This window comes from Xenorhabdus japonica (assembly GCF_900115195.1).
Taxonomy (GTDB): Bacteria; Pseudomonadota; Gammaproteobacteria; order Enterobacterales; family Enterobacteriaceae; genus Xenorhabdus; species Xenorhabdus japonica.
In genome coordinates this window covers 42,957-60,213 of record NZ_FOVO01000024.1, presented here as the reverse complement: position 1 = coordinate 60,213, position 17,257 = coordinate 42,957, and the positions used below count along the sequence as shown (strand labels likewise).

The window sequence follows — 17,257 nt, the reverse complement described above, 5'->3', positions numbered from 1 at the left end:
GACTAAGCGCCAGAAGGCTGGCTGGGATAATGGCTATATGATGAAAATCCTGACAGTGGGATTTTCATCTGTATAAATTAGACCCGTTTGCCCTATACCAGAGGTGGCTGATGGTAGCATGCAGGATGCTGAATATGGTATAAAACTCGTTATTTTCTCATAACTCACACGCTTGAAAGTATTTGCATAGTTTTTATTTGCATAATTCTTATTTGAATAGTTCTAATGCAGGGGCTTTTGTGCGTAACTTAAGGTAATACGGTGAATATTCAGGCAATTCTTTCAGAAAAAATCAGTCATGCGCTGATTGCGGCTGGTGCTCCAACTGACAGTGAAGCTCACGTTCGTCAATCTGCAAAAGCTCAGTTTGGTGACTACCAAGCGAACGGTGTCATGGCGGCAGCTAAAAAAGTGGGCATACCCCCCCGACAATTGGCAGAAAAAGTCGTCAGTTTGCTGAGTCTGCAAGGAATTGCCAGCAAAGTTGAGATCGCTGGTCCCGGTTTTATCAATATTTTTCTGGATAAAGCGTGGATTGCTGCCAATATCGAAACCGCATTGAAAAGTGAAAAACTGGGCATCACTCCGGTGGAACCACAAACTATCGTTGTCGACTATTCCGCACCGAACGTTGCAAAACAAATGCATATTGGGCACATTCGCTCCACAATTATCGGCGATGCAGCTGTGCGTACCCTCGAATTTCTGGGCCACAAGGTCATCCGGGCCAACCATGTTGGTGACTGGGGAACTCAGTTCGGAATGCTGATTGCCTATCTGGAAAAAGTTCAGAATGAAGATGCCAGTGACATGGCATTAGCGGATTTGGAAGCCTTCTACCGTGAAGCGAAGAAAACTTACGATGAAGATGAAGAATTTGCTGTTCGCGCCCGTAGCTACGTAGTGAAACTGCAAGGTGGTGATGAATACTGCCGTGCTATGTGGCGTAAACTGGTTGATATCACTATGTCACAGAATCAGGAAACCTATGGCCGCCTGAATGTGACCCTGACAGAAAAAGATGTCATGGGTGAAAGCCTGTATAACGATATGCTGTCCGGCGTTGTTGCAGATCTAAAACAACGTGGGCTTGCCGTTGAGAGTGACGGTGCTATCGTGGTTTACCTTGATGAGTACAAGAACAAAGAAGGCGAACCAATGGGTGTTATCATCCAGAAAAAAGATGGCGGTTATCTTTATACCACCACCGATATCGCTTGTGCCAAATACCGTCATGAAGTCCTGCATGCAGACCGCGTTCTTTACTACATCGATTCACGCCAGCACCAACATCTGATGCAAGCCTGGTCAATAGTACGCAAAGCGGGTTACATTCCTGAATCCATGTCACTTGAGCATCATATGTTCGGCATGATGTTGGGCAAAGATGGCAAGCCATTTAAAACCCGTGCAGGTGGTACAGTAAGATTGTCTGATTTATTAGATGAGGCCATTGAGCGCGCAGACGCCCTAATCCGCGAGAAAAACCCGGATATACCAGAGGACGAGCTGAAAAAAGTCGTCAACGCTGTAGGTATCGGTGCAGTGAAATACGCGGATCTTTCCAAAAGCCGTACTACCGACTATGTATTTGACTGGGATAACATGCTCGCCTTTGAAGGTAACACTGCACCTTATATGCAATATGCTTATACCCGTGTAAATTCTATCTTCAAGCGTGCAGAAATTGATGAAAACAGCCTGGCACTGCCAGTTATTCTAAACGAAGAACGTGAACAGGCTCTGGCAACTCGTTTACTGCAATTTGAAGAGACTATCACCAGCGCAGCTCGTGAAGGGACACCTCATGTGATGTGTTCTTATTTGTATGATTTGGCAGGCCTGTTCTCCGGCTTCTATGAACATTGCCCGATCTTAAGTGCTGATAACGAAGAACTGCGTCAGAGCCGCCTGAAATTGGCACTACTGACAGCGAAAACTTTGAAGCAAGGTTTAGATACTTTGGGTATCCAGACTGTAGAACGGATGTAATTATTCAGATATACAACCTCATTCATAGACTGGCGTAAAATTTTTTACGCCAGTGTTTCTTCATTTTTATTCTCATTTCATTCAGTTAAACTAATTATCTGGCATCACAAAAAATAAGCTTTTTGTTATTTATATATTGCCTTACTATAGGGAGTTAAATAATTATCAATAAACATTAGTGGATATTTTCCTTCACTATAAGTGAACTTTAGCATCTGCAAATCTAGGGTTATTATTAACATATTCCCTTCTCTTATCATTTAAACCATATACTAAATCACCCTTAAAAAATCTTTCTCTAAGATGAGGAAAAAATGGAATATTTTCGTCCTTAATTCTAAGTTTATTTAAACCAATTCATTGCAATTATAATTTCTTAAAGAAATTCATTTTGTTTATATAGCTTTGTTTATTAGTTATTTAAATTATCCCAATAGCAGTGACATCTCTTATTTTCATACGGTTACGGATTTATTAAAAAACATAATGAATACAGCAAGGCAGGTATACACCAGCACCATGAATATATCATTGGTATAAACTCTGTGGAAAAATGATGACACGTAATTAACCTATTCTATTAAAAAATAGATTCCATAACTCAATATCACCTACAGCAAAGAAAAAAAGCTGCCCATAGAATAATTGGGCAGCTAATATTATAAATATTTATTAATTACTATAATCCCCGATGAGCGAAATCCTTCAATCGGAAACCCATCAAAGCCAATGCAGTAAAATAACTACCAGCCCCCGCGATGACAACTCCCATTAACCGTAGCAGGCGCCATGCCATATTGTCCTGCTCCCAAGCCGGCATTACCCACAACATTGCCAGTAACACCCCGACCATTACCGCAATTGCCACGACCAGTTTCAGCAGGAAAACTCCCCATCCTGCCAATGGCTTAAAGATCTCACGCTTACGCAATTGCCAATAAAGCATACTGGCATTGAAGCAGGCAGCTAAACCGATAGAAAGTGCCAAACCCGCATGTTTCAATGGGCCAATAAAAACAAGATTCATTAACTGAGTTAAAATCAACGTCGCAATCGCAATCTTAACGGGCGTTTTAATATCCTGCCGAGCATAAAAACCTGGAGCGAGGATTTTAACCACAATCAATCCCATTAAACCAAAGCAGTAAGCGATTAACGCCCTTTGCGTCATTTCTGCATCAAGAGTAGAAAAATTACCGTATTGAAAAAGTGACACTGTCAATGGTTTCGCCAAAATCCCTAACGCGACCGCACAAGGCAAAGCCAACAAAAAGCAAAGGCGCAATCCCCAATCCATTAATCGCCTGTATTCCTCGTGATTTCCACTAGAAAAACTTTTTGCCAGTGAAGGTAGCAGGATTGTACCTAATGCCACCCCCAATACCCCCGAAGGTAACTCCATTAAACGATCAGCATAATACATCCATGACACTGAGCCAGAGACTAAAAATGAGGCGAAAATAGTATTAATGATCAATGAAATCTGACTGACTGAAACCCCAAAAATAGCTGGCCCCATCTGACGTATAACACGCCAGACACCACTGTCCCGAAAAGAAACCCGCGGCAACACCAGCATACCTATTTTTTTCAGGTGAGGAAGTTGATAAGCCAATTGCAAAATACCGCCTGCTATCACAGCCCAACCTAGTGCCATCACAGGAGGATTACAATAAGGTGACACAAACAGCGAAAAGACGATCATGCTGATATTAAGCAATGTCGGGGCAAAGGCAGGTACAGAAAAGCGATTCCACGTATTGAGCACTGCTCCCGCCAAGGAAGCCAAAGATATCAAAAAAATATAGGGAAACGTAATTCTGAGCAGATCGCTCGTTAAAGCAAGCTTATCTGGTGTATCCGTAAAACCCGGCGCTGTCACATAGATAATCCAAGGCGCAGCAATCACGCCTGTCACCGTTATTACCGCCAAAACCAGCGTCAGCATCCCTGATACATACGCAATAAAGGTACGTGTCGCTTCATCTCCCTGCTGGTTTTTATATTCAGCAAGGATAGGAACAAATGCTTGTGAAAAAGCGCCCTCAGCAAAAATACGGCGCAGTAAATTAGGTAGTTTGAAGGCAACGAAAAAGGCATCCGTTGTCATGCCAGCACCAAATATACGAGCAATGATGGCATCACGAATAAAGCCCAGAACGCGGGAGAACATTGTCATTGAGCTAATCGCTGCCAGTGATTTCAGTAAATTCATGATATTTTCTAAAATTGATTTTTATGAAATGAACATAAGAGATATAAAAGCATTAAGCCAATAAATCAAGATAATGTTGTTGTATGTCAATGAGTTCCATTCATTCCAAAGTTGAAAAGAATTGTGAATAATCTACATACAACCAAATGATTTTACAAGATATTATTTTTTTGATAACCGGATATTACTCATCATCCCCGTTAATCTCTTACCAAATGCATCCTCTTCCCAGAACACCACATACTCTTAGAGTAATAATTCACATTATCAAAAAAAAATTTATATATCCCATAAAGAAAAAATATTCACAGATAAAAAAAGACTTGGATTCACATAATAAGTTATACATTGCTATCTTAAAAATAAGTTTGAATAAACATATTTCAACCATTTATAGTGACAATCAAACTCTTGCCCTTTGAAAAAATATTACTTAATAACATATGACTATCTGGACTAATTAAATTAATTTAAATGATAAAAAATAAACTTACATATTTCTTAAACGAAATAACTTTCACAGATTACAAATATTAAACATTATGTTTAACTCAACATGACTCTTTTTGTATTACCGAAACGTTATATGGTGGAAAGCAAAATATGATCACCAAGCTACTACAAATCAACCAGCAACTGCTTTTTTCCAATGTAAACGATAAACAAAATTATCAACTTCAGGTATCTCTCAAGCATGGCAAGTTCCAATTTCAATTCACGGATTAGCTATATAACCAAGAGGTTATCCAATTGCAGAACTTTCAAAAGAATCATGCCGCCGGCAGCATTGACTTTATTCACCCTCTTCCGATTGGGCATTGTCTCAATGAATTTGAAATCGAAGAAGTTATCGGCACAAGCAGAGGTAGTATCGTGTATCGTGTATCGTGTATCGTGTTTGGGATCATAACCTTAAACAAAATATTGCTATCAAAGAATATATGCCCCTCTCTTTTGTCATACGCCAACAGGATATGAAGCTAAAATTACGAGAAAAAGAGTCAAAGAATCGGTTTTATACTGGATTACAAAACTTTACCCGAGAAGCACACCTTATGTCCTGTTTTGAACATCCCAGCCTCCCATGTTTTCTACGCTTTTGGCAACAAAACTGCACGGCCTATATAGCAACTCCCTTTTATAAAGGAATGACATTAAATAAATTGGGAGTAAAATATTCGCATCTCATCAATGAAAATTGGCTTTGTCAGATACTGTTTCCTTTATTGGATGCACTTGATGCACTCCATCAAAAAAATTATTTACACTACGATATTTCTTTAGACAATATTTTAATTCAGGATAATCAATCACCAATATTATTGGATTTTGGCTCTATCCACAAAACGACAAAATGCTTGTCTGATGATACCGAAATAACCATCCGTTCCGGCTTTAGCCCCATTGAACAGTACACAGCTAATGAAAAAAACCAACAAGGCCCTGGACAGATATCTATGCGTTGGGGGCTGTGCTATACACTTTAATTTTGGGTAAGCCTCCCCCTGTTAGTATTGTACGCAATCTGAAAGATTGTTATCAGCCCTTGACAAAACTGCGCCCAACAGGGTATTCCTTATCGTTTCTACATGCGATTGACACTGCTCTAGCAATCAATCCTTCAGAACGCCCACAGTCTATATCCGAATTCATTGCAAGTCTTTCAACAATACCAACTCTTTCAACAACACCTACATAATCCAAGCCCGTCCTGACAAACTCATAAACTCGCATTACTCCATAAATCATCAATCAAGGATGTCAGCACATGATCTTGCCAGACTCCATCAATCATTAAATAATTCTTAGCGTAACCTTCCCGTTCAAAACCGAGCTTCTTAAGTAAATTCCCACTGCGATGATTATGTGGCATGTAATTAGCCATAATTCGGTGCATTTTCTGGTAACGCTGCATATAACGGATTGCCGGTTGCAACGCTTCATACATTAGACTTTGCCCCTGCCATTTTTCTCCCAAAGAATAACCAAGGTAACAGGAATAAAACGCTCCTCGTACAACATTAGTGAAATTAGCAACCCCCATCACTTCATTTTCATTAGAATCCAATAACAAGAAATTAAATGTAGCTCCCTGCCGTTGCAATTCCGCAATATAACTCAACCTATTTGTCCATCCAGAAGGTTGATAAAAACTACCATCTCTTGTCGGCTCCCACGGCTTAAGAAAATCTTTATTTTCTGCATAATATTCAGCCAGCCTATAAGCATCCCGTTCATACACCACACGAACAACCATTCTATCCGTAATAAAGCAAATCTTGGGGGATGTAGAACGATAACCAAACATGATTTCTCCTGATATTTTACGTTGATACATTTTTAAGTAATTTAACGCTTACGGAATTTTTTATCATCTTCGACGATAAAAAAATATCATCTATATTCCCTCTACCTTAATACTTAAATTAAGTCCAAAATAACAAAAAATTCATATTTGTTTTTTCATATTTAGATGGTGCAAAATGTCATTAGTTTCACAAGCACGTAGCTTGGGTAAATATTTTCTTTTGTTCGATAATTTATTAGTTGTTTTAGGATTTTTTGTTGTTTTTCCCTTAATTTCAATTCGTTTCGTCGAGCAACTTGGCTGGGCTGCCGTTATTGTCGGTTTCGCTCTGGGCTTGCGGCAACTTGTACAACAAGGACTGGGCATTTTTGGTGGCGCGATTGCGGATAGATTCGGTGCCAAGCCGATGATTGTTACCGGAATGCTACTTCGTGCGGTGGGTTTCGCCCTGATGGCTCTGGCATCTGAGCCTTGGATATTATTCCTTTCCTGCATTCTATCTGGATTAGGCGGAACATTATTTGATCCCCCAAGAGCTGCACTGGTCATTAAATTAACCCGTCCCCATGAACGAGGGCGCTTTTATTCACTTTTAATAATGCAAGACAGCGCCGGAGCTGTGATCGGTGCACTGATAGGAAGCTGGTTATTGCAATATAATTTCAATATCGTTTGCTGGATTGGTTCAGCTATTTTTGTGCTGGCAGCATTCATTAACGCATGGCTTCTGCCTGCATACCGCATTTCAACCAGCCGAACACCTATCAAAGAAGATATAGGACGCGTTATTAAAGATCGTCGGTTCTTTTACTATGTGCTGACGTTGACGGGTTATTTTGTTCTGTCTGTACAAGTCATGTTGATGTTCCCCATTATTATCCATGAAATTTCCAGTTCACATACTGCCGTTAAGTGGATGTATGCCATTGAAGCCGCGATATCACTGACTCTGCTGTATCCTATTGCACGTTGGAGTGAGAAACATTTCCGACAGGAACAACGGCTCATGGCAGGTCTGTTTTTAATGAGCATATGTATGTTCCCAATTGGTTGGATTAATCAATTGCACCTCCTATTCAGCCTAATTTGTCTGTTTTATTTGGGCTTAGTGACCGCAGATCCTGCACGTGAAACACTGAGTGCTTCACTGACCGATCCACGCGCACGCGGCAGTTACATGGGCTTCAGCCGACTGGGGCTGGCATTGGGGGGTGCGTTGGGTTATATCGGTGGTGGATGGCTCTATGATACAGGCCGGGCTTTGAATATGCCGCAATTACCATGGCTTTTACTGGGGCTAGCGGGCTTAATCACTATTTATGCTCTTCATCGCCAACTCAATCAAAAGAAGATTGAGCCTATCATCATTAGTAAATATTAATATTGACAAACATTAATCATGCATTGAACTTATTATGCCATAGGAAAAAGGCACTATTTTCCTTAAGGAACCAGAAATCGTCGACGACAAAACTACGCCAGAATCAACTGCCACATAAATTAAGACACTGATCCCTTATCTGAATACTTCTTTAAGTAGATTTTTTGATACTAATCCGATTTATGTTTTGAGCCAAGACAAAAGCAAAACTAAAGCTGCTGCGTCAAAATCAGTTAAAAGATTGGATACTAAACCTGGTGCATTAGTTATTAGTTCGGTTAATAAATAATTTTTATTACCAATGAAATAATAAAGGCAAGTTATTTAATCTCCTGCCCTTATTTTTTACTCATTATTTACTAATTGTTATCGATTAACTTATTTATTTAACACGATAAATACAAAAAAATAGAAATACAAACAGCGTGACGTTGTCACTCAGATTCTAATTCTTCACGTAACGCCTGCAATGCTTCGCGGGCAACAATCGCCAGAGTTCGATAAAAACAGCTAGGTGCATGGGCTTCAACTTTACCAAGAAATTGCCCACACCAAGGTAACAAATACTCATCAAACAACGCAATCTGGGCTTGAACTTCATCCTCTGCGGCCTGATCTTCCAACCACGATGCAGCCAACAATAAGGAGCCAAACTGATCAGCAGGAGTATCAGACAAAGGCATGCCCCGCTCCACTAAAAACTCACGTACTTCACTTTCATCCTTATCGGTATAATCAGAACGGCAAATTGCCACGCTCGCAGACTCTCCAGTGAACAAAGCATGATAATTGGCTTCAATCACCGATAACTCACTGTTTTGCTGTAACCTATCCAACAACTCATCCTGTTCTAAAGGCCACGCTTGTTTCAATTTTCCCTCAGCAATCATAGCAATCACAGCAATCACAGGTTGTAGAACAGGATCTTGTGGTGCTCGGTTAAACAATATTCCTAATATGCGGCAAACTATAGAAAATTCGTTCATGATTTAATCCAACCCAATAACTTATCTAAATAATGGATGTTGTCATTGTCCCTAATCGCCTGCCTTGCTGTAAAGCTACTTATTAATAACCAAGAGTCATATCAACAAGACCAATGGGAGGCTCACCTTTTTCCATTCGTCGGATATTTTCACAAATCACATCCATGGCTTCATCAGGAATCGTATTTGCCGCGATATGTGGAGTGATATTAATGCGTGGATGAGTCCAGAAAGGATGAAAATTTGATAGTGGTTCTTCAACAAATACATCAAGAGTCGCACCAGCAACATAACCTTTATCAATGGCAATCAGCAAATCTTGCTCTACGAGTTGCGCACCTCGTGCAATATTGATCACATATGAGCCAGGTTTTAACTGTTTAAATAATGAAAGATTTAAGATGCCACGAGTTTCTGGCGTATCTGGCAGAATATTAATCAACACCTTACATTCAGAAAGAAAACCACCTAGCGGCTCTTTCCCGTAAAAACTCTCAACTTGATCAATTTGTTTTGGCGTTCTGCTCCAGCAGCGAACAGTAAAATCAAATGACTTCAATTTTTCAATAACACTACGCCCTAAAATCCCTGCTCCCAAAACACCAATAACAAATTCCTTTCGATTATGGGGTGGCACGGGATTCCAAAGACGTTGTTCTTGATATTGTTTATATTCATCCATGCGGCGGAAATAGTGTAAAACAGAGGAAAGTGCGTACTCCTGCATTTGCCGCGCCATGCCTGTATCTTCAAGGCGTATTAGTGGAACCCCCTTTGGTAACGTTCCCGGATTTTCCAATTCTTGTTTAAGGATGGCATCCACGCCGGCACCGAGTGAAAATATCCCTTTTATATCCTGACGATTAGCGAACATTTCATAGGGAGACAACCAAACTAAAGCATAATCAGCGGGAGCATTATCACCACTAACCCATTGACGAACGTTAGCCTCAGGTAATCTAGCTTGTATTCCCTGAATCCATTTATCAGAATTAAAATTAAAGGAAGGGTGAAAAAAAATGATGTTCATAAAATCTCATTCCTTTTTGTTTTTCTAATAGAGTCAACTCATTGCTGAAAGGTTGCAAGTCCCCAATAAGAAGACAGGAATGAAAATATTGATAATGTTATCTGGTTAACAGATTTGTCATGACTCGTTGCAAAAAGAGAACTTTTACTATTGTAATTGTCTGCCAAGCACTCAAATTGTTTTTTATTTGTCTAATCAGTCAAAAAGCCTGAAAAAAATCCTCATAAGCCTGTTGACGCTTGCCACTCTTTTCCCTATAGTAGCGCCCCGTTGCAGCGATGAACTGAAAAAATCACTGCAACAATAAAATATGGTGAGGTGTCCGAGAGGCTGAAGGAGCACGCCTGGAAAGTGTGTATACGTGAAAACGTATCGAGGGTTCGAATCCCTCCCTCACCGCCATCTTCTATAAAAAAGCCTGAATAAAATGCTCAGGCTTTTTTAGTGTCTAAGCAGATTAACTAAAATAGTCGGACACATTGCAGCAACGTATTTTTATTAAATGCGACAGAAACAAAATTCGGTGAGGTGTCCGAGAGGCTGAAGGAGCACGCCTGGAAAGTGTGTATACGTGAAAACGTATCGAGGGTTCGAATCCCTCCCTCACCGCCATTTTTTGCATCCAAATTCCTACTGATAATTTAATATCACAACCTTTAGCCACTCAAGGAATGAGTAAATAAATATTTGCTTTAGTTTCAGATGATAACTAATTGTTAAGCATTATTCGCTTGTTATTGGGCGAAAATGGGTTTACGTGTTGTTGCAATCATGTTACTGCAAGCGAAATATGAAATAGGGAGAATAAAATGAAAAAATACATTCTTCTTTGCCTGTTGGCAGGCACGACTCTTTTAGCTTCAATGCAAATCTATGCTTCAATTTGTTCGAATCAGACTGGTCAGGCATGGACTGATTGTATGGTTTGGTGCTTAACAAATAGCGAACCAGGTCCAGGAGCTTACGCTACTTGTGCATTTTTATAATAACATCGAGTAGGACGGTTCATTCCTGCCGTCCTCTCATCACTCACCCACACTGCGTCCTGACATACTCCTGCAACCCCAGAATCATTTGCTCTGAGGTGGCAATTCTTTCTCTGAGTACCCAATAATTTCGGATAGCGGAGTCTGTAGATCGGGCGGTGGCTGCATCATCCATGCCGGAGGGGGCAGCGGTTTTAGACACTGGACACTTGGCTTTGATGTACACCCGTTTAGGATGAGCAAGAGAAGCAGTATGCAGCCTGTCGATTTCAGCCTTGTCCTGATACTCGCTGCAATAGAACCAGAGCAAGCCAGAGACAATCACCAAAGCACCGTGAGTAAAGTACTGGCTATTGAGTTTCATAGCATCTCAAATGCCCGTGTGAAAATATCATCAGAATAAGGTTGCTTGCCGTTCTCGTGCTGAATGATCGACTTAGTCAGTGCAATCAGCGTCGGTTTATCAATGTCGAGAACATGATGCGGGTCTACGTTCAGCGCCCCGCTTTTTAACATACTGAAGCACACCATTAAGTTTGAAGAAGAACTCAACAATCGGCCGCCCTTTAGAGTCAACAGTCGCCTTTCCTGACAGCCAATTTTCGATTTGGTGCTTAATTGTCCAGCCCGCCTTTAGCGTGACTTCACGAGCTAAAGCGCCATCCTTACATTCAAATACCCCTGAAATAACTTCAATAACTTCTTTATTTCCAAATACGGACGGAAACGTTTTATTTTCACCCAAGAACCTGACTCCGGCAGGAAAGGTTATTTCTGACGCGGGGTTTTTAACGCTGACCTTGTTAAGGCAGAAGAGCTTGGTTTGACCAGTTTGTTGCATTTGTTGCAATCGGAGGCCTAGTTTTTGTGCTTATAAAGTAGAGTATTCAGCATAAAAATATGCATATCCTCCTAGATCACTGCCTTGTTCTTCAGAAAACCCATAATCTTGACCAAGATTATGGATTATACCATCAACCGTAACATGAAGTTCTTTATCAGCAAATATAGCGCGCAAGTCATCATAAGTTGTATATTTGAAGTTTAGTGCTGATCGAATTGAGTTGTAAATTCAAAGATTTCACTAATCATATAATTTTAAAAAATCAATTTTATTTATCTTTTATTAATATTTTATCCGAAATAAATCGGTTTTGGTTTTAATTCCGTTTAGTTGAGTATTTATATAATGCCTCACATTACACCAGAGTAATTCTAATTCTGTTGTGGAGAATACTTTAAAACCGACTTACTCATATTGAGGATATTCTTATGAAACAACTCGCAAAGGTTTTATTTAGCCTTGTATTGATATTGCTTCCTTTTTCGGGGCACAGCTTTCAAGCGCCAGATGAGGTGACAAGCGCGCATCAAATCTCAGCCATTAAGATTCCGAACATCCCGAACACTCCAAAAATTCCAAAGCTTCCGAAAACTCCAAATAAACATGAATCAAGTGGTATTAAGCATACTTACAAATCAATCAAGGATGCACCTCAATATCCTAAAGGGTTTAGACCAGTCCAGAATGGAACAACTCGGGTTGTTAACAATAAAAAAGTTTTGCAGGATCTAAGATCCGTAAGAGCTGGGCAATGGTATAAAATCTATAAAAATGGCTATAGTGCCTCCAATCAACGAGTGTCTATCCATTATTTTCAACACAAAAGTGGTCTCGTATTTGATGTGAAAGTCCATCGTGGGTGGAGTATAAGGGGGAGTTAATGAAACTTTGTTATTGCATTGAAAAAAAACATGCGGAAAAATTTGTTAGCATTTTGGTTTTGGGATTGTTGCATTCTCTTGATAAGAAACTGATTTCTATTGATGAGGCGGAAGGGTTTATATTTATGCCCTATGTCCCTGACGTATTAAAAAAAATTAAAGCATCCGACGACTTGATTAATATCATTAACCTCGGCTGTGAACTTGAAGACGTAACATCTTTAGTACCGGAAGAATTGCCCGCTAGTATTAATGAATTGATCGAGCAAACATTATTATTCATTAAAAATAGTGACGAAATAGGAAGATTAGTAGAGAAAGAAATTCTCATAAAAGGTAAAGGTAGAAGAGGATAAATTACCCCATTTTACAGTGTGTCTATCAGCTTAAACACAATCTGACAATTACCCGTTTTGTTTATCAATTTCAAAGCGGGTGACTGTCATCTTTTTAAGTCTAGGTTTCGGGCATAAAAACCCCCGCCGAAGTTAGGGCGCGAGCATACTTGGATTAATATTAATCCAAAGAAAACTCTTGCACGATAAAAAGTTACATCGTCACGATTATCTTTTAAGCCAGTCGCCGGATAGGTTCCTATGTCGATTCGGTCTCCTTTACCGTTCCAGCGATATCTAAATTGGAATATACAAGCCATCCCTATCTGATTTGGTAGTGATTTTTTCTTGGGATACTGATTATAAAAAACAAAAATTAAATTTAATTGGCCTTGAAATCAACCAATTAAATAAAAAATATGACTATGCGTGACTGTTAATTATCAATAATGACTAATTAATAGTATTTCTATAGTAGTGGATAAATAAATTTAGTGTCCCGCCCCAAAAAACACCATCCGATAGACCACATATAAAACCAAAAATTAAATTAAAATTGAAAGAGTATAATAACTGAGAATTAATACTCATCATGGCAGAAAGAATGAACTTAACTATAAAGACGATAATAATAAGGCTCAAAGTTAAAGGAGTTCCTGATCGGATGATTAAGTCACTTTAATCTTTTTTTCTTAATCTTGGCTGATTATGCCATAAGTACTACCCTATACCACCTCCCACGAATATCCCTAAAATAAGCGCTAAAAAGGCAGTGTTTGAAAATGTCGTTTCATGCAATACACTGTAAACAGCCCATATGAAAAACAAAATCGGCATAAAAAACAGACGTTCAATACGCATTTCCCGGTCATATAACGCATTGATGCCTCGTTTAATCAGAAAAGCAAATAAAATCCAAACCCAGATAGGGGTACCTTTGATAATAGATAAGATTGACATATCATTCATCCTTCTTACATTTAGTATAAAGTGTTAAACATAAAGTTCTTCATAGTTTTAAAAAATAGATCATTATTCATTTTAGCACCAAAGATAAACTAATTACTTTTTTGTTTATGCCTAGGAAAATGAGACAATGCTTTATTTATACATTCAAATAAAAATATCGTTAATGGAAAGATAAAATTGCCATTAACTTCTCATTTCTAACTCACATTAATATTATGCTTTTCAGCATAACAACTTTCAAGTTGCCTCTTTAATTGGCTGAGCTCACTCACCCCGGTCACCGTTGTTATGAACATAGAGTTTTCTTTAATCCAAAGGGCACACTCGAATCATATGACCATCAGGAACTTTTACGAGGAAAGTACGACCAAAGACGTCAGTGTAAGGTTCCTGCTGGATTTCAATGTTCGGATTCTCTTGCCATTTTTCGAAGAGCTGATCAACAGCTTCACCAGAAGGTAACATAATACCTATCTCTGAAAACCGTGGAACGGTGTTATCTGGCTTCGTTCCTCCACTCCAAATGGCGAAAATGGCTTCTTTTCCTGCATTAAACGCCACATAATGCGGACTGGAAAAAATCGGTTCTGTGTTGAAAATCGTTGTATAAAATGCCATAGAACGTTCGATATCAGAAGAATAAATCAATTGAAGATTGGGTTTAACAGCAGCGGATTTTTCTGCATTATTTTCTTTAATTACATCAGTTTTTTCAATTAAATCCATTTTTTCAATCACATCCTTAAGTCTTGAGAGCGTTTCAACCAAATCTTGTGTCACTTGCTTAAAAAAACTTACCGCTTGTGCATTAGAAATATTGTCTTCAGGCTCAAAAGAAACGCTCACCTTAATGCAATTTGCCATGTTACTTTCGTCGGTCAAAATTTGGTGGCAGAAAGTTAACCTCCCCATCTGCGGCAGATTGACTTGATCGGTAAACTCTTTATTGATTTCAATATTTGCAAGATAGAAACGAATTTCGGGCATACCACTTAACACCATCCTGCCGTATTGTCCCGTTTTCACCTCACCTTCAAATTCAAAATATTCAAGATCAATCTCCCATTTTTTCCGCAAATCAAATGGCCATATTACTCTCATTGATTGATTACTTTTAAGATCTAAATAAGTAAAGGTAATTTTATGCCTATGACTAATCGCTTGCCGTATCTGGGGGATATCAACAGCAGTTTGAACCGTTGTAGCCGCTGGCCCAATTAATAATGAGTTCGTCTCAAGATATTGTTTTAGTTCTGTTGGGATCACCGCCGCAATTTTATTTATTGCGCTATTTGCTGATGCTTTCAACTGTGGATCGGCACGTTTGACCACCCAACTGGCCCCTAATGCTAAGGCTTCTATTTCATTTTGCGTTAGCATCAATGGAGGTAAAACAAATCCCGGTCGTAACACATAACCTATACCCGCTTCTCCCTCAATACTGACACCTTGAGTCTGCAAAGTTGCAATATCCCGGTAAAGTGTTCTTAAGCTGATATTCAACTTCTGGGCCAATACCTTTCCCTGTACGGGAAAATGATAGCTACGCAATATTTCCATAAGAGATAACAAACGCTGTGCCCTAGACAATTTACCATTTCCTTTATATTAATTGTTCAATCTAATCAAAATTATAAAACTCATCATTGTTCCGTCATCGATTTTAACTTGCATTATGGCAGAAAGGTTGTCACTGAATAATGAAAAGATATAATCACAAACGAAAAATTAATAATACTTTGATTTAAATGATAAATTATTGATTATTCGAACCAGCAGGGCCAGTGATTATAGTCCATCAATGGGTACATCTATTCGTGATGTTGATGAATTTGTCAGGTTTATTGCCACCCAATACAGCATTGCAATGGAGAATATCGTGGTAATTGGTCAGAGTGTCGGGGCTGTTTTAGTCTCTGCTTGAGTACATGATTACGCGCCCAAAATCCGTGCCATGATACTTGCTGCTCCCGCGTTCGATATTAAATTATACTTTCCCTTTGCGGTACAAGGACTACGATTAATGCAAAAAATACGAGGTGTTTTTTTCGTTAATTCCTATGTAAAAACGAAATTCCTGACTCACGATGAAGCCCGCATTACTTCTTATGACAGCGATCCGCTGATCACCCGTGAAATTGCCGTCAATATTCTATTGGAGCTTTATCAAACCGCAAAACGCGTAGTAAAAGATGCCAGCGCCATTACGTTGCCAACACAACTATTTATTTCTGGTAATGATTATGTAGTGAACCATAAATCTCAACACCAATTTTACCAACGATTGAATACCCTGATTAAAGAAAAACATGTTATGGAGGGGTTCTATCACGATACGCTGGGCGAAAAAAATCGCCATTTGGTTTTCGATAAAATACGTACTTTTATTGGACGCATTTTTGCTATCCCACGTTATCAACATGATTACAGCAATGAAGATATCTGGAGCCATACAGTCGATGAATTTCGGGCGCTCACTCTTTCATTACCACGCCTGTGTCCCAAAAATCTTGGCTATAAATTGATGCGTAAGGTGATGAATACACGCTGGGGCAAAGCTTCCGAAGGTATCCGTATCGGTCTTGATACGGGTTTTGATTCCGGTTCCACACTGGATTATGTTTATCGCAACCAGCCACAAGGTCAGGGAATTTGGGAACGGTTAGTAGATCAGCAATATCTTAGGGGTAACATTGGCTGGCGCGGCATACGGCAACGTAAAAGCAATATAGAAACATTAATTCGTCAGGCCATTCACCATTTACATCAACAAAATATGCCTATCAATATTGTAGATATCGCTGCCGGATACGGGCGCTATGTCCTTGATGCAAAAAAAGTGCACCGTATAATCAAATTACAGAAGGGATCATTCTTGGTTATTTGCCAAATCAATCAATTATCAAATCAGCTAAAGCAGTCAGTGTTTTGGATATGACAGCAGAATGGCACAGAAAACCGGGTATTTATACAGCACATTATATTTGCCAACCTCAAATCGATTTATTGCCGTTGACACCTGAAGCGCTACAGTCTGTTGTTTGTGCACTGGACAAATTGCATGAAAAAGGAAGCGTATTCATTCATTGCACACTCGGATTATCCCGTAGTGCAATGGTCGTGGCAGCATGGCTGCTAAAACAACACCCTGAATATGATATTCCTACCGTTATCACTATGCTGCATCAAGCCAGACCCCATGTTACTTTCAGGCAAACACACCTGAATGTCCTTGTTCAATGGGCAGAATATTATCAGCACCGAAGGGTATAATCTGTAACATTTAATTAATAATATTAATTAAATTATTTGATTTTTATTTTATGAACG

General features: G+C 39.3%; 17 protein-coding genes, 2 tRNA genes and 1 pseudogene. 12 read left to right on the top strand and 8 right to left on the bottom strand.

Translation table 11 applies throughout. The features are described from left to right. Window positions 1-261: 261 nt before the first annotated feature. Window positions 262-1,992 (top strand): arginine--tRNA ligase, encoded by a 1,731-nt coding sequence (gene argS, locus BM135_RS10645; protein ID WP_092519706.1) that lies wholly within the window; start codon window positions 262-264, stop codon window positions 1,990-1,992. Window positions 1,993-2,671: 679 nt separating this feature from the next. Here the strand turns inward: argS and murJ are convergent. Next, window positions 2,672-4,207, bottom strand: coding sequence for a murein biosynthesis integral membrane protein MurJ (murJ, locus tag BM135_RS10640; RefSeq protein WP_092519705.1), 1,536 nt, complete (start codon window positions 4,205-4,207; stop codon window positions 2,672-2,674). 887 nt (window positions 4,208-5,094) lie between these two features. Here murJ and BM135_RS10635 point away from each other — a divergent pair. After that, a complete protein-coding gene (locus tag BM135_RS10635; RefSeq protein ID WP_092519704.1) occupies window positions 5,095-5,694 on the top strand; it encodes a protein kinase domain-containing protein in 600 nt (199 codons plus the stop codon). A 233-nt stretch (window positions 5,695-5,927) separates the two neighbouring features. Here the strand turns inward: BM135_RS10635 and rimJ are convergent, their stop codons facing one another. Further along, the gene (gene rimJ, locus BM135_RS10625) at window positions 5,928-6,515 is read right to left on the bottom strand and encodes a ribosomal protein S5-alanine N-acetyltransferase (protein ID WP_092519702.1); all 588 of its coding nucleotides are present in this window, start codon (window positions 6,513-6,515) and stop codon (window positions 5,928-5,930) included. Between the two features lie 175 nt (window positions 6,516-6,690). Between rimJ and mdtH the strand changes: the two genes are divergently transcribed. Both mdtH and BM135_RS17495 read left to right on the top strand, forming a co-directional pair. Further along, window positions 6,691-7,896: a multidrug efflux MFS transporter MdtH gene (gene mdtH / locus BM135_RS10620; RefSeq protein ID WP_092519701.1), complete on the top strand. Its 1,206-nt coding sequence runs from the start codon at window positions 6,691-6,693 to the stop codon at window positions 7,894-7,896. A gap of 118 nt (window positions 7,897-8,014) precedes the next feature. Further along, a complete protein-coding gene (locus BM135_RS17495; protein WP_339385111.1) occupies window positions 8,015-8,185 on the top strand; it encodes a DUF1439 domain-containing protein in 171 nt (56 codons plus the stop codon). Between the two features lie 145 nt (window positions 8,186-8,330). Here BM135_RS17495 and BM135_RS10610 read toward each other — a convergent pair whose 3' ends face one another. Then, complete coding sequence (locus tag BM135_RS10610; RefSeq protein WP_092519700.1) at window positions 8,331-8,882, bottom strand: TorD/DmsD family molecular chaperone; 552 nt, start codon at window positions 8,880-8,882, stop codon at window positions 8,331-8,333. 82 nt (window positions 8,883-8,964) lie between these two features. Beyond that, on the bottom strand, window positions 8,965-9,912 hold the full coding sequence (gene ghrA, locus BM135_RS10605; protein ID WP_092519699.1) for a glyoxylate/hydroxypyruvate reductase GhrA: 948 nt from the start codon (window positions 9,910-9,912) through the stop codon (window positions 8,965-8,967). Window positions 9,913-10,224: 312 nt separating this feature from the next. Between ghrA and BM135_RS10600 the strand changes: the two genes are divergently transcribed. The 3 genes from BM135_RS10600 to BM135_RS17000 all read left to right on the top strand — a co-directional run bounded on the left by BM135_RS10600 (window position 10,225) and on the right by BM135_RS17000 (window position 10,898). After that, window positions 10,225-10,314: transfer RNA gene (locus tag BM135_RS10600), tRNA-Ser, on the top strand. Between the two features lie 120 nt (window positions 10,315-10,434). Further along, a tRNA-Ser gene (locus tag BM135_RS10595) sits at window positions 10,435-10,524 on the top strand. A gap of 197 nt (window positions 10,525-10,721) precedes the next feature. Then, window positions 10,722-10,898: a hypothetical protein gene (locus tag BM135_RS17000; protein ID WP_175486081.1), complete on the top strand. Its 177-nt coding sequence runs from the start codon at window positions 10,722-10,724 to the stop codon at window positions 10,896-10,898. An 84-nt stretch (window positions 10,899-10,982) separates the two neighbouring features. Here the strand turns inward: BM135_RS17000 and BM135_RS17985 are convergent, their stop codons facing one another. Then, a complete protein-coding gene (locus BM135_RS17985) occupies window positions 10,983-11,066 on the bottom strand; it encodes a hypothetical protein (RefSeq protein WP_422646126.1) in 84 nt (27 codons plus the stop codon). A gap of 85 nt (window positions 11,067-11,151) precedes the next feature. Between BM135_RS17985 and BM135_RS16990 the strand changes: the two genes are divergently transcribed. Next, window positions 11,152-11,301, top strand: coding sequence for a hypothetical protein (locus tag BM135_RS16990; protein WP_175486079.1), 150 nt, complete (start codon window positions 11,152-11,154; stop codon window positions 11,299-11,301). Window positions 11,302-11,361: 60 nt separating this feature from the next. Here BM135_RS16990 and BM135_RS16980 read toward each other — a convergent pair whose 3' ends face one another. After that, complete coding sequence (locus tag BM135_RS16980) at window positions 11,362-11,748, bottom strand: hypothetical protein (protein ID WP_175486077.1); 387 nt, start codon at window positions 11,746-11,748, stop codon at window positions 11,362-11,364. A 422-nt stretch (window positions 11,749-12,170) separates the two neighbouring features. On the opposite strand from BM135_RS16980, the gene BM135_RS10580 reads away from it, so the two are divergent. After that, entirely contained in the window at window positions 12,171-12,623 is a 453-nt protein-coding gene (locus tag BM135_RS10580) for a hypothetical protein (protein WP_092519696.1), read from the top strand. Beyond that, a complete protein-coding gene (locus BM135_RS10575) occupies window positions 12,623-12,979 on the top strand; it encodes a DUF3969 family protein (RefSeq protein WP_092519695.1) in 357 nt (118 codons plus the stop codon). Before BM135_RS10580 ends, BM135_RS10575 begins: the two co-directional genes overlap by 1 nt. Window positions 12,980-13,678: 699 nt before the next feature. On the opposite strand, the gene BM135_RS17485 is transcribed toward BM135_RS10575, so the two are convergent. Both BM135_RS17485 and BM135_RS17480 read right to left on the bottom strand, forming a co-directional pair. Further along, entirely contained in the window at window positions 13,679-13,918 is a 240-nt protein-coding gene (locus BM135_RS17485) for a DUF6622 family protein (RefSeq protein WP_245737377.1), read from the bottom strand. A 315-nt stretch (window positions 13,919-14,233) separates the two neighbouring features. Then, window positions 14,234-15,442 carry an HTH domain-containing protein gene (locus BM135_RS17480; protein ID WP_245737376.1) on the bottom strand — a complete coding sequence of 403 codons (1,209 nt, stop codon included), beginning with the start codon at window positions 15,440-15,442 and terminating at the stop codon, window positions 14,234-14,236. 274 nt (window positions 15,443-15,716) lie between these two features. Here BM135_RS17480 and BM135_RS10555 point away from each other — a divergent pair. Both BM135_RS10555 and BM135_RS10550 read left to right on the top strand, forming a co-directional pair. Next, window positions 15,717-16,760: pseudogene (locus tag BM135_RS10555) on the top strand (class I SAM-dependent methyltransferase family protein); the annotation flags it as partial. A gap of 101 nt (window positions 16,761-16,861) precedes the next feature. Beyond that, window positions 16,862-17,200, top strand: coding sequence for a dual specificity protein phosphatase family protein (locus tag BM135_RS10550; RefSeq protein WP_245737379.1), 339 nt, complete (start codon window positions 16,862-16,864; stop codon window positions 17,198-17,200). Window positions 17,201-17,257 lie beyond the last annotated feature (57 nt).

Excerpts from the sequence above, each read along its gene's own strand:
- murJ (WP_092519705.1), bottom strand. The coding sequence starts at position 4,207 with ATGAATTTACTGAAATCACTGGCAGCGATTAGCTCAATGACAATGTTC.
- rimJ (WP_092519702.1), bottom strand. The coding sequence starts at position 6,515 with ATGTTTGGTTATCGTTCTACATCCCCCAAGATTTGCTTTATTACGGAT.
- mdtH (WP_092519701.1), top strand. The coding sequence starts at position 6,691 with ATGTCATTAGTTTCACAAGCACGTAGCTTGGGTAAATATTTTCTTTTG.
- BM135_RS10610 (WP_092519700.1), bottom strand. The coding sequence starts at position 8,882 with ATGAACGAATTTTCTATAGTTTGCCGCATATTAGGAATATTGTTTAAC.
- ghrA (WP_092519699.1), bottom strand. The coding sequence starts at position 9,912 with ATGAACATCATTTTTTTTCACCCTTCCTTTAATTTTAATTCTGATAAA.
- BM135_RS17000 (WP_175486081.1), top strand. The coding sequence starts at position 10,722 with ATGAAAAAATACATTCTTCTTTGCCTGTTGGCAGGCACGACTCTTTTA.
- BM135_RS17985 (WP_422646126.1), bottom strand. The coding sequence starts at position 11,066 with ATGCAGCCACCGCCCGATCTACAGACTCCGCTATCCGAAATTATTGGG.
- BM135_RS16990 (WP_175486079.1), top strand. The coding sequence starts at position 11,152 with ATGCAGCCTGTCGATTTCAGCCTTGTCCTGATACTCGCTGCAATAGAA.
- BM135_RS10580 (WP_092519696.1), top strand. The coding sequence starts at position 12,171 with ATGAAACAACTCGCAAAGGTTTTATTTAGCCTTGTATTGATATTGCTT.
- BM135_RS10575 (WP_092519695.1), top strand. The coding sequence starts at position 12,623 with ATGAAACTTTGTTATTGCATTGAAAAAAAACATGCGGAAAAATTTGTT.
- BM135_RS17485 (WP_245737377.1), bottom strand. The coding sequence starts at position 13,918 with ATGTCAATCTTATCTATTATCAAAGGTACCCCTATCTGGGTTTGGATT.
- BM135_RS10550 (WP_245737379.1), top strand. The coding sequence starts at position 16,862 with ATGACAGCAGAATGGCACAGAAAACCGGGTATTTATACAGCACATTAT.